The sequence below is a fragment of the Sorangium sp. So ce381 genome (genome assembly GCF_051473845.1).
Classification (GTDB): Bacteria; Myxococcota_A; Polyangia; order Polyangiales; family Polyangiaceae; genus Sorangium; species Sorangium atrum.
Genome location: NZ_CP150336.1, coordinates 7,558,266 through 7,570,410, shown reverse-complemented (window position 1 = coordinate 7,570,410; position 12,145 = coordinate 7,558,266). Strand labels below are relative to the sequence as shown.

Here is a 12,145-nt window from a genome sequence, read left to right as displayed (position 1 = left end):
AATGCCTTTCTGTGGTATCCGCATGCGAAGCATGCACTTCCGCTTCGATCAGCTCGGCAAGAACATCCTCCGTGACTTCTTCGGTCTCGTCGGCGCCGCCGAGACCGAGGTGGAGGTCCCGGCCGGCGATGCGCAGCGGATCGACGTCTGGCACGTCCCGATCCGGCCCTGCTTGTCGCCCACCCCGAGATCGAGCCGGGGCTGTTGCGCTCGATGGCGCTCGAGCCCGGGATGGTGGAGGTCTTCAGCCAGGCCCTCGACGTGGCCGAGCTGCACGAGTGCCTGCGCAAGCGCTACCAGTGGCATCACACGCTCGAGCTGCGGGCGGAGCGGCGGCTGCCGCTGCCGGCCGCGTGGTTGCCCCTTGGTGCAGCCGAAGCTGAAAGGCTGGCGCTTCTCCTCGCACTGTCGTTGATCATCGATGCGATTGCGCTGGTCGGTGCCCGAGTCGAGCGTGGCGGCTGCGCTGAAGTTCAAGATGCCGGCGCGTGTATTCGGCTCTGCAATCGCCGAGGTGATGGTTGCCAGCGCCCCGCAGCGCGCGCACCGAGCCCTCTGCATGAGCGGCTCGGGTAGCTGACGCGCTCGATGCCGATCGAGCCGTGTCAGACGAGCCTGGCGCAGCGATCCACAGCAGTCGCCTGGCCAAGATGGTTGTCGGCCGATGGCCGGCCATCACGCAAGACAGGAGAGAGGAGCTGGCGTCATGCAACGAAACGCCTGGTATGCGGGGGTGTTTGTGTGCCTCGGGGTGGTCGGAGGCCTCGCCGGCTGCGCGCCGAAGGAGGCCGCCTGTCGGCTTCGCGCCGGAAAACCGAGCGTCGACGATGGGAGTGCGAGCATGATTTTCTTCCTGTGATATTGGCCGTAGAATACGCGCTTCCGCTTGGATGGTGTGCGCGCCTCCCCACCGCCGCGGAGCGCGGTCGCGTCACGGTGTCGGACGGACGGGGGATATGGGCTCAGGCGGGCTCAAATTCTCGCCCAGCACGGCGCAGGTGGGATTTGCCTCATCTCCGCAGCCGCAGAGGTTCTCCTTGCTGCCATCGAACGTGGAGGGCTGCCCCTCCACCAGGTCCTCGCCGTTGAGGTCGATCCGGTTGCACTGGACAGTGCTCGAGACGAGGACGACGGCCGCGCTGAAGTTCGAGATGCCGGCGCGGGCGTTCGACTCCACGGCGGTCGAGGTGATGGTGGCCGTGGCTGGAAAGTCGGAGGAGCGCACGGCGATCCCATCGCCTCTCGTCCCTTCGATGCCTGCCTGGGTAGCGCGCACGGCGCTCGCCTCGATCGTCGCGTCCGAGCCGAAGATGATTACGCCGAAGCTATGATTTTGCTCCACGAGCACGCTGCGGAGCATCGTCGTCGCCCGTTCGTGCGTATCGGCGTCGTCCTGGATGTGGATCCCGTGCCCTCGCCGCCCGTCGCCGAGCGGCTGCGTGTCGCGCACCACGGTCGCCTCGATGGTCGCGTTCGAGCCGAGGACGAGCACGCCGGTGTCATGGTTTCGTTCGAGGAGCGAAGCGCGCACTGTCAAGTTGGCCCCGTCGGGCGAGTTCATCTGATCGTGAACCTCGATGGCAGCTCCCGACGCCCCGTCGCCGCCCGGCAGCGTGTCGCGCACGACGGTCGCCTCGACCGTCGTGTCCGAGCTCTGGACGAGCACGCCGATGCCGTGGTTTCGCTCCACGAGCGAGCCACGGAGCGCCACGTTCGCCGGCTCCTCCGTGGCGGGGAAGTACCCGATCACGACACCAAACCCGCCCGTTCCATCGCTGAGTGCCTGCGTGTCGCGCACTGCGGTCGCCTCGATGGTGGCGTCCGACCCGAGCACCTGCATCCCGGTATGATTTTGTTCCAGGAGCGACGTGCGGAGCGTCACCTCCGAGCGCCCGTCTTCGGGGTCACCTTGAGCCGTGACCCCGAATCCATCCTTCTCTTCGCGGTTGGGTTGCGTGCCGCGCACGACCGTGGACTCGAGCGTCGCGAGCGAGCCGGCGACCATCACGCCGGCATGGCGGTTCTGCTCCAGGAGAGAGGTGCGGAGCGTCACCTCCGAGCTCCCGTGCTGGTTCTGGATCGCGACGCCATATCCACCTGTCCCATCGGGGAGCGGCTGTGTGTCGCGCATGACGGTCCCCTCGATCGTCGCGTCGGAGCCGGCCACGAGCACGCCTGCGCCGTCGTTCCGTGAGATGAGCACCGAGCGGAGCGTCGCCTTCGCCCGCTCTTGCGTGGTGGGGAACTGCTGAATGACGATGCCAGCTACCTCGGACCCGCCGGCGAGCTGCTGCGTGTCGCGCACGATGGTCGCATCGATCGTCGCGTCCGAGCCGAGGACGTGCACGCCCGTGTAATGGTTCTCTTCCAGGAGCGAAGCTCGGAGCGACAGCTGCGGCCGTCCGTCGGTGTCGGGATCACCTTGGACCATGATGCCAGCCCCGCCCGTCTGCTTCACGGGTTGCGTGCCGCGCACGACCGTCGCCTCGATGTCCGCCGACGCGCCGGTGATCAGCACACCGGCGTCATGATTGTGCTCCAGGAGCGATGCGTGCAGCGCGAGCATCCCGTGCTCGTTCTTGTCCCCGCTGACCTCGATGCCGCGCCCGCCCGTTCCATCCATGCCCGGCTGCGTGTCGCGAACGACGACCGCCTCGACCGTCGCATCAGAGCCCAAGATACCCAATCCGACCCCATGATTGCTCTCCAGGAGGGAGGAGCGGAGCGCCAGCGTCGCGCGGCTTCCCATCCCGTCGTGTTCAATCTCGATCCCAGCTCCACGCGTCCCATCGCTCTGAGGCCGGCTGCCCTGCACGACGGTCGACTCGACCGTCGCGTCCGAGGCGGTCACGAGCATCCCGAGCTCATGGTTCTGCGAGAGGACCGAGGCGCGGACCGTCACGCTCGCCCGCTCCCGCGTGTCGGGGTCGTATTCAATCGAGAGGCCGCGACCGAACCTCCCGTCGCCTTGTGGCTGGGTGCCCTGCACGACGGTCGCCTCGATGGTCACGTCCGAGCCCTGGATGAGCATCCCGACCGCGCGGTTCCGCTCCACGAGCGAGCGGTGGATCCTGAGCGTCGCGCGCCCCTCCTCGCTGCGCTGGGTCACGATCCCGAGCCCGTTCGACCCGCCGTTTCCTGCCTGCGTATCGCGCACGACGGTCGCCTCGATCGTCGTCTCCGCGCCCACGAGACCCACGGCAACGTCTGTCGCGGCCTCGATCAGCGACGCGTTCAGCGCGACGCTCGTCGGACCCAGCGTGTCCTCCACGTGGAACGCCCGGAATCCGGTGTCGTGGATCCAGACCCGCTCGACGAGCACATCGCTGGCGCCGGTCGTGAAGAAGCCGAGCTCCGGTCCTGTGATCGAGAGCGCCCGGACTTCGGAGCCGCTCGCGGCTCCGTCGACGACCGCGAGCGCCGCGATCTCTTCGCCGGTGCCGACCACCTCGACCAGGGCCGGGCACCTCCCCCAGAGCCGTACCCGTCTCGATCGGATACGGACATCCTCCGCGTAGCTCCCCGCCGCGACGGCCACGATCGCGCCCGCGCGCGCGTTGTCGATGCCCTGCTGGATGCGCTTCCAGGGCTTTGCCCGCGTGCCGTCGCTGTCCGCTCCGGTGTAGGCCCCGTTGACGAACTGCGTCGTCGCCTCCACCGGGATCGACCCGTACTCGCCGTCGCCGCACGGCGCCACCTCGTGGCACTCGGTGTCGCCCGGGATCGCCATCTGCCCGGGCGCGCACATGCCTTCGGGCAGGATGGGTTCGCACCCGCGGCGCCCATCCGGCTCGAACCCCTGGCCGCAGGCCACCGGCGGCACGCCGGCCTTCTGGCAGCTGCCGCCCGGGAGCGGCATCTCGCCTGGCGCGCACGGCATGTCCGGCGGCAGCCCGGCCGGCTGGCAGCCGCCGCCGTCGAGCAGCATCTCGCCGGGAGGACACGGCATGTCCGGCGGCACCCCAGCCGGCTGGCAGCGGCCGTCGTCGAGGGGCATCTCCCCCGGAGGGCACGGCATGTCTAGCGGCAGCCCGGCCGGCTGGCAGCGGCCGTCGTCGAGCGGCATCTCGCCGGGAGCGCAGTTGGTCGGGCCGGAGGTTGTGGTCGACGAGTCGGGCGCGCCGTCGTCGGCGCCGCAGCCCGCCACCACCAGGGCGAGCGCAAGGAGCACGAGCGAGCTCGGGGAACATAGAAGAGCTCGTGCCGAGGCAGAGAGAGGATGCATAGTGCCTTTCATGACCCCACGAGTACGTCCAGAAGCGAGCACCGCGCCCGGGGATGGGGGACCGAGACGGCTCGTTCTCTGAGGGCGTGACGTCTGGCGCCGACCGGCAGGTCTCGTCGACGAGCGGGTGCCGCCAGAGAGGCATCAAGTTTGATGCCAGGGTGCGTACCCGTGCTGGAGCCCCGCGGTGCAGGCCGCGGCCCTGGGACGGCCGTGGATCGGTTGATACCATCGTCAGGAGGCGATCGGAACCCCATCAAGGTGAGGCCGCCGAGCTCGATCGCCCGCTGGCGGCAGCCTGGATCGCGCGCTGCCGTGCCTCGGGCATCCACGACGCCATGCGCCTCCATTCCATCCCGAGAGCGGCGCGCCGTCGCGGCCCCGGATCCAGCTGGCGCTGCGCGGGCCGGAAGGACGGCTGAATCCAACGGATCGATCCGCTTGATCAAACGATCACGCCGGCAGCCCACGCGACGCCCCCCTCCACGCCACCACCGAGGCAGGTGGCGGTCTCCCGCGGCGCCGTGGAGCTCAAGACCAGAGATCTCCAATCCGCTGTCGCCAGCGGTGACAAAATGGCCTACCTCCGCGTCGTCTACGGCTCCGCGACGCTTCCCGAGGGGAAGCCGCACCTGGAAGACGTGGCTGCACGGGGCGCCCGACCTCGCGGTCGAGATCGTGAGCGAGTCGGACGAGGGCGAGCCGGACTGGGACCAGAAGCTGGCGCGCTACCGTGCCTCGGGCATCCGCGAGGTCGTGCGCTTCCATCCCGACGATCGGGAGCGGCCAATCCGCGTCTGGGACGCGCACGACGGCGATCTCGTGGAGCGGACGTCCGCCGACCCGGAGCTCCGCGCGTGCGAGGCGCTGGGGCTCTGGTGGACCGTGGTGGACGACCCGTCGGTCGGCCCGATGCTCCGGCTGGCGCGCGATCGCGAAGGCCACGATCTGCTGCCGACCCCGGACGAGGCCGAGCGTGCGGTTCGGGCTCCCCCGGAGTTGGTCGAGCGCAACAGCGCGCTGAGCTCCGCCGGAAGTCGTGAGCCACGTTCCGCTGCATCGAGGGCTATCACGGCGACGGAGACTTCCCTCGGTGTCTCGTCACGCCACGCTCCGCGACCCGTCTTCCCCTCGCCCATGACGAGGAGCGCGCCTCCCCGTAGCGTGCGCAGCGCTGTTTCTCACTTTGTGCAAGTCGTCAGCTCAGTTTGCGCAAGGGTTGTGTAACAGCGCTCTTCTGCCGTCTGAGAGTCGCTGGTAGAGGCGCCTCTCGCCCGCCCGCAGCCCGCTGAGAGATCCTCATTTCCCCGAGGATCTCGCCGCTTTCCCCATCTCACGCACCTCGGACGCTCCGCGACCAGGGCCCGCGACGATCCCTGGTACGGCACGTGCGATATCCCCCTCGCGAACGGACGACGCCGCTCTCACGAGGGTTCCGGCGAGCGCTCACGAGGAGCCCCTCCTCGAGGACAATCGCCGACGGCCAGCGTGGGTCCTGATTGCCACTCATGATCTCATGATCGGCAATCCGGTCAGCGAGCGGATCGCCCGTGGAAATCCCTGCAACAGCAGCCCTCCGGCTGCTCGATGGAGAGGTGCGATCATGGCTCGTCACATCCTGAAGTCTCTTGGTCTGTCTTCGCTCTTCCTCGCTGGCCTCCTCTCGATGCTGTCCACGACCGCGTGTGTCGCGTCGAGCGAGGACAGCCCCTGTGGGCTCGGCGATGGAGTCGGCAGCGAGCACGGCGAGGGCGCCTGTGATGAGGAGGGCGCGGACGAGGAGGCGCCCCCAGGCGAGGAGGACGCCCCGAGCGTGAAGGCGCCCTCGATCACGCCTCAGGCGCTGTGCCAGCCGTTCTGCGGTCGCATCTGAAGCGGAGGGCGAGGAGACCGGTACGCGCGCCGCCGCGCTCAGAGGGACAGCTGCGATCGCAGCCACGTCGCGCAGGTTCGCTCCCACTGCTCCGACGGCGCGCGCGTCTCCAGCGACGCGCGCGCCGCGGCGTGCTTGCCAGCCATCCGGTAGGCGAGCGCGCGGTGAAACGCTTCCGTGAACGAGCCCGGGGCGCCCACCTTCCCGAGCCAGGCCACGGCGGCGTCGGGATCCGTCCACAGGTACGCGCCGGCCACCGCGGTGGCCACGTACGGGTTCTTCGCCGCGCCCTCCTGGAACTGCCGCTCCAGCACGGCGAGGCGCTGCTCCATCGGGGCGTTGCCCGGCTCCCCCTTCTGACGCGCGATGCGCAGCAGCCCCCGGATCGAGGTGGCCTCGAACGGCCTGTCGGCCTTCGCCCCGGTGTCGGCGGCGAGCTCCTCCGAGAGCTCCCGCCGCGCCTCGTCCAGCCGATCCTGGCGCAGCAGGACCGCGGCGCGGAGCAGGTGGGCGCCCGGCTCGGGCAAGACGCCCATCCGCCGCGTGATGCCGCGCGCTCCGAGCGCCCGCTGCTCCTCCTCGAAGGCGAGGAGTCGGAGCGACACCCGATCTGCGACCTCCCACCTGTCCTCTTGCATGGCGAGCATGATGCGATGTCGCAGGACCCTGCCCGACAGGCTGCGATCCAGCTCGATCGCCTGCTCGGCGACCTGATCGACAAGGTCGCTCTGGCACGTGTCGTCGTAGAGCCGCGCGAACACGAGGAGCACGTCCGCCGACCCGGGATCGGCGTGGCGCGCGGCCTCGCAGGCGTCGAGCGCGGCCTTGTTGTCGGCGTCCGTCGCGTGGTCCTGGGCCTGGCGCTTCACCTGGAGGACGCGGCAGCGCATGACCAGCGCCTGCGCGTCGTCCGGCGCGCGCGAGAGGGCGCGATCCAGGTCGCCGAGCGCCGACGCGTACAGCGAGGGCTCGTCCTGCGCGTAGGCGTGCAACGACTGGAGATACGCCCGCTCCGCGAGCGCCGGCACGTAGCCGGGATCGGCGGCGAGCGCCTCGTCGAGCAGGCGCTTGCCCTCCGCGTGATGCTGAGGGCGCGGCGCGGGGCCGATCAGCTTGTAGTACTGGAGCAGCCTCGCCCTGGCCGTGGCGTCGCTCGTCCCGCGGGCCGCGCGATCCAGGCGGTGATGGTCCCTCCAGAGGAGGCGGACCTCGTCGATGGCGCGGTCCCGCAGCGCCTCGAGCAGCCCCGGCAGCCCGCCCGGATCGCCGTCGATCTCGATCGGCTCGCCCGCGGTCGGGCCGTCGGTCGCTCGGAGCTGCGCCGAGAGGCGGAGGCCCGCCCCCACGCGCTGGAGGGTGCCCGTGAGGACCCAGGTCGCGCCGCGCCGCACCGCCTCGGCCGCGGGATCGCCGCGCCGAGCCGAGTCGAGCGCGCGCACCTGCGGCATGGTGCGGAGGCCGCCGAGGATCGCCTCCGCCGCTCCCTGGCCGAGCCCGTCCCACGTTGGGTCGTCGGTCAGGTTGTCGAAGGGCATCACCACGATGGAGGGGCGCGGGTCCTCGGGAGGTGCCGAGCGCGCGCCCTGCGCCTGCTCCTCGGGCGGGGCGACCTCGAGGGAGGCCGCCTGCCCGCCGCCGGCACCGCGAAAGGCCACGGCCGCGAGCCCGATCGCCGACGCCGCCGCGAGGGCCGCGCTCCACCGCCGCCTGCGGGGCGGCAGCGACGTGTGGCCGCCGGGGGGCGTCGCGCCCGCCGCCGGCGGCAACGGGACACCCGGCGTCGTCGCGTCCAGCGTGGTCGACAGCGACGCCCGGCCGTCCGGCAGCGTCGGGGCGATCACGCCGGCAGGCATCGACGGGCCGCGGCTCGGGATCGCCTCGCCCGTCGCCGTGGTCTTGTCGTTCGCCCTGTCCAGATCGGCGACGACCGCCGCGAGCGCGGCCTCGAAGCTGGCGGCCGAGGGGAAGCGCTCTTCCGGGCGCTTGGCCATGGCGCGCGCGAGCAACGCATCCAGCGCGTGGACGGCGCCCGCCGGCAGCGCCGGCACCTCGAGGCGCTGCGGTGGATCTTGCAGGATGGCGCTCGCGATCACGAGGGGCGCGCCGCTGCCGAAGGGGGAGCGACCCGTGAGCAGCTCGAAGCCGAGGATGCCGAGCGAGAAGATGTCGCTGGCCGGGCTGAGGGGCTCGCCGCGCAGCTGCTCCGGAGCCATGTACGCGGGCGTGCCGGCGATGCTGTCGACGGTCGACGCCAGGGCGAGCGCGCCCCGCGCGAGGCCGAAATCCGCGACGATCGCCCGCCCGTCGCGCCGCACCAGCACGTTCTCCGGCTTGAGATCGCGGTGGATGATCCCCTGCTCGTGCACCGCGGCGAGCCCGCTCGCCACCTCGTGGAGGAGCGAGAGCGCCCGCCTCGGATCGAGGGGGCGTTCCAGGAGGACGGCCCGCAGCGTCTGGCCCTCGACGAGCTCCATGGTCAGGAAGCGCAGCCCGTCGGCCTCGCCCAGATCGAAGACGCGGCAGACATTGGGATGGGAGATCTTGCGCGCGAGCTTCAGCTCACGGTGGAAGCGCGCCACCATGATCGGCGCGCTCGACCGGTCGGCGAGGAGGACCTTGACGGCGACCTCCTCTTCCAGTGCGCGATCGAGGGCGCGCCACACGGAGCCCATGCCGCCCACGCCGAGCCGAGAGAGGATCTCGTACCGGCCGCCGATGACGTGCCCAGGGCCGAGGTCGGCGCCGATGCAGGCGCGCAGGACGGGGGGCGCGTGGGGGGAAGTCGACGCGTCGAGGACCCGCGGTGCGTCGGGCGCCGTCGGGATGTCGGACGACTTGTGTCGCGTCATGATCAACGACACAGCTTATACGAAAACTCTGTAGAGCCGGTGGCGATCGTCCTTCGGATGACGGGGAGGGAGCGGCCGACGCGTGGGACGAGGGGGGACAGGGCGACGGGTGCGATACACTCGCTCTTCCGGACCCCTTCTGGTCCAAGTCACTCCGGGGCCGCGGTAAGGCGCACCCGGATCGTCGTCGGCGGCGGCGCGGTGGCGATGGCCAGCGTCACGGCTCGGCCGTCGGCGAGCGACCACGAGGCGCTGCCGGTCACCCTGCCGTCGGCCACGCAGGCGAGGAACACCTCCGCGGCCTTGCACTCGTCGGGGACCGCGAAGCTGCGCTGCTGCGGCTTGCCGTAGCGCCGGACCAGCGCGACCTCGGCCTCGCGGAGCGCGCCGGCCCAGCCCTGCGCGTCCTCGGGTGGACGGACGGTGACCTCGATCGCGATGAGCCGGTCCTCTGCGAACTCGAGCTCCGAGGATGCGCCCGCCGGGAGCCCTGCGAACGGTGCGCCGCTGCAACGGAGGATACCCTCGCCCTCACTCCATTCGTGTCCGGCTCGCCGGCAAGTCGCGGCGGCCTCCTCCCTGGAGGCGCCGAGGGCGAGCTCGACCGGTTCGGGCGGCGGGGGTGGGGTGGGGACGACGCGGAGCGGTTCGAGCGGCTCCTTCGAGCTCTCCTCGGCCTTGCGGAGCTCCTCCTGGCGCTCGTGAGCGCGCTGGCACTTGTTCGTGACGTAATAACCATAGATCGCGGAGGCACCGTAGATGGCCATCGCCGCGGCGTGGATCCCGACAGCGGCATTGCGCGCCTCGGGAGGATAGTCCTCCCCGTAGACCCCGCTCCCGCTCGCGGCCATCGCCATGTACACGCCGTTGCCGAAGACATCGATGGTATCCCAGACGGGCCAGAAGACGTTCTGACTGCAGCTCAGGTTCGTCGTGGTGTCCACGTTCTCCGGCTCGACGCTCGGTCCACGGCTGAACATGAGCGAGCAACCAGAGCACGACAACCCGAGCCAGACCGCGATCAGCGCCGCCAGGGGTCGCTTTTGCATATACAGATTCATGTCCATACCTCTCGAAGCAGGAGAGAGGAGATCGCCTGCTGTCCCGATGTCGGAGAGACCCTCGATGGCTCGCCCAGCGTCCTCCGGCGCGCCATCCTGCTCGGCGTCAGCTCATCGTCGTTCGCTCATCGTCGGCTCTCGCGATCGCGCCGGGCGCGCCGCCTGTCCCGTCGGTGCGGGTCACCTCGAGCGAGGACCGGGCCCGCAAGGAAAAGCGTGAGCGCGAAAGAGAGCGCGCCGAGCAGCATGGGACGCTGCACCAGAGTTGCCATCGGAAGACCTCCAGGCCTGCTCGGCGAATGACGAGAGAGCTCGTCAGGTAGATCGCCGGGCGGATTGCATTGGCCGGATGATGGGCAGGCAGCGCGCCCCATCTCCTCCGGCCCGTGACGTTCCCATCCCCGTTTGCGTTTGCAACCCCTGCGCCAGCGCTCCACGACACGGCCATCCTTGGCGGCCCGCGCGTGTTGCCGCCGCCGGCATTCCTGAGCGCCTTCTGCAGCGCCGCGGGCTCGACCCTTCGGAGGTGATCGTTCGATCAAGCCAATCGATCGTTCGATCCATCGCCCGGCACGGTGGGCGCCACCGCGCGGGGGCGAAAGACCCAGCGCGGCAGCGAGCGCCGACGCGCGCCATCCCTCGCGAAGCCCGGCAAGCGCACGGCGCACGCCGAGGGCGCCCCTGGGCCACGCAGCGGCGATCGCCGGCGCGCCCGCGCTGGCATGGCCGTTGCGATGATGGCCGGGGCCGGATGCCGACGCGCGACGCTCACGCGCATGTCGGCAGCAGCCGCGGCGCACAGCGCGACCGCGGGCATCGACCGCCTCCCGCAGGCTGACAGCGATGGCGATCCCGCCGCCTCGTCCGGCGCGATCGACGTCGACGCCAGGCTGCGCCCCCCGCGCCGAGCACGCAGAAGGATGGATGATCAGATGAAGTTCAGGTGGTTTTCTCTCGGATTGGCGCTCCTTGTCTCCGCCGGAGCGATCACGACGATCGGCTGCACGTCGCCCGTGGACTCGCCTGACGAGCAGGCTGCCGGGGTGGTCAGCCTGCCGCTCGTGACGTCGGCGGGAGGCGAGTTCCGCCTCCACAACGCCGTGTTCGCCGTCCACTCGACGAACGGCGCCCACGCTGCCACCCTCGATTCCGAGAGCGATCCGGCCGCGGAGACGCTGACGGCGACGCTGTTCCAGGGGCCTTACACGGTTCGCCTGGCGGACGGCTGGGAGCTCGCCAGGATCGAGCCGGACGGCACGGAGTCTCCCGTCTCCGCGGCGCTGCTCTCGCCGAATCCCCAGGCGTTCGAGGTCAACCCGTCCGTGACGACCGAGCTCTCGTTCACCTTCACGACCGGACAGGGCGCCATCACCCTCGGTGATGGCTCGGTCGGCATCAGCTTCGATGTCGCCCCGAACGAGGATCGAGGGCAGTGCAACCTGGTCTCTTCCTATGATTACAACTACTGCCCGTCGGGGCAGACCTGTCTCCTCGCGGACTCGAGCGGCCGCACGTTCTGTGCGTCCCCGGGCTCGCTGCCGGTGGGCTCTCCGTGCACCTCGGACCAGTGCGTCGCGGGCGCTCAGTGCCTCAAGGTGGATCAGGCCAACCCGGAGCAAGGCTCGTGCGTCAAGTTCTGCCGCGTGAGCGGCTCGGCGTTCGGCGTCAACTGCCTGAGCCTCGGCCTCCCGGACAGCGACATCGGCTTCGAGGGGCCCGCGCCCGAGGGGACGTGCGATCTCCTGACCCAGACGGGCTGCGCCGAGGGCGAAGCGTGCCAGTACACCGGCGGCAGCTTCGCGAGCTGCGGCCAGCCGGGCTCGACACCTCCGGGCGGGGCCTGCTCCGGGGAGACCTGCGGGGCCGGATACCAGTGTTATGGCGGCACGTGCAGGAAGATCTGTGACGCGCGCACGTGGTATGTCGGCCAGCCGGGCTGCTACTACTGCGACAGCGTGGGGACGGGCAACGCCGGGCGCTGCTACAACTAAGACGTATCGTCTCCTCGGCGCTGCGGTCGCGCCCGCTCCGCGACCGCCGACGGGCACGAGCGCGCACCGCCAGGCCCCTCGCCGCCGAACGGCGGCCAGCGGGGGGGCGCTCGGCGCGGCCAGGCCAAGGTGAGGGCGAGCGCGCC

The 12,145-nt window shown here is 70.6% G+C and carries 7 protein-coding genes; 3 read left to right on the top strand and 4 right to left on the bottom strand.

Going from position 1 to position 12,145, the window contains the following annotated elements; translation table 11 throughout:
• Positions 1 to 48: 48 nt before the first annotated feature.
• Positions 49 to 561, bottom strand: a complete 513-nt coding sequence (locus WMF29_RS28100; protein WP_437323217.1) for a hypothetical protein — start codon at positions 559 to 561, stop codon at positions 49 to 51.
• A 370-nt stretch (positions 562 to 931) separates the two neighbouring features.
• A complete protein-coding gene (locus WMF29_RS28095) occupies positions 932 to 4,171 on the bottom strand; it encodes a right-handed parallel beta-helix repeat-containing protein (RefSeq protein ID WP_437323216.1) in 3,240 nt (1,079 codons plus the stop codon).
• A gap of 732 nt (positions 4,172 to 4,903) precedes the next feature.
• Between WMF29_RS28095 and WMF29_RS28090 the strand changes: the two genes are divergently transcribed.
• Together WMF29_RS28090 and WMF29_RS28085 are read left to right on the top strand one after the other, a co-directional pair.
• Positions 4,904 to 5,452: a hypothetical protein gene (locus WMF29_RS28090; protein WP_437323215.1), complete on the top strand. Its 549-nt coding sequence runs from the start codon at positions 4,904 to 4,906 to the stop codon at positions 5,450 to 5,452.
• A gap of 376 nt (positions 5,453 to 5,828) precedes the next feature.
• Positions 5,829 to 6,098, top strand: coding sequence for a hypothetical protein (locus WMF29_RS28085; RefSeq protein WP_437323214.1), 270 nt, complete (start codon positions 5,829 to 5,831; stop codon positions 6,096 to 6,098).
• 38 nt (positions 6,099 to 6,136) lie between these two features.
• Here the strand turns inward: WMF29_RS28085 and WMF29_RS28080 are convergent, their stop codons facing one another.
• Complete coding sequence (locus WMF29_RS28080) at positions 6,137 to 8,947, bottom strand: protein kinase domain-containing protein (RefSeq protein WP_437323213.1); 2,811 nt, start codon at positions 8,945 to 8,947, stop codon at positions 6,137 to 6,139.
• Positions 8,948 to 9,096: 149 nt separating this feature from the next.
• Positions 9,097 to 9,996 carry a hypothetical protein gene (locus WMF29_RS28075; RefSeq protein WP_437323212.1) on the bottom strand — a complete coding sequence of 300 codons (900 nt, stop codon included), beginning with the start codon at positions 9,994 to 9,996 and terminating at the stop codon, positions 9,097 to 9,099.
• 944 nt (positions 9,997 to 10,940) lie between these two features.
• Here WMF29_RS28075 and WMF29_RS28070 point away from each other — a divergent pair.
• Positions 10,941 to 11,999 carry a hypothetical protein gene (locus WMF29_RS28070; protein WP_437323211.1) on the top strand — a complete coding sequence of 353 codons (1,059 nt, stop codon included), beginning with the start codon at positions 10,941 to 10,943 and terminating at the stop codon, positions 11,997 to 11,999.
• Positions 12,000 to 12,145: the final 146 nt, after the last annotated feature.

What these genes read in the sequence shown, in the direction of transcription:
- WMF29_RS28100 (WP_437323217.1), bottom strand. Translation starts at nt 561, where the DNA reads ATGCAGAGGGCTCGGTGCGCGCGCTGCGGGGCGCTGGCAACCATCACC.
- WMF29_RS28085 (WP_437323214.1), top strand. Translation starts at nt 5,829, where the DNA reads ATGGCTCGTCACATCCTGAAGTCTCTTGGTCTGTCTTCGCTCTTCCTC.
- WMF29_RS28080 (WP_437323213.1), bottom strand. Translation starts at nt 8,947, where the DNA reads ATGACGCGACACAAGTCGTCCGACATCCCGACGGCGCCCGACGCACCG.
- WMF29_RS28075 (WP_437323212.1), bottom strand. Translation starts at nt 9,996, where the DNA reads ATGCAAAAGCGACCCCTGGCGGCGCTGATCGCGGTCTGGCTCGGGTTG.
- WMF29_RS28070 (WP_437323211.1), top strand. Translation starts at nt 10,941, where the DNA reads ATGAAGTTCAGGTGGTTTTCTCTCGGATTGGCGCTCCTTGTCTCCGCC.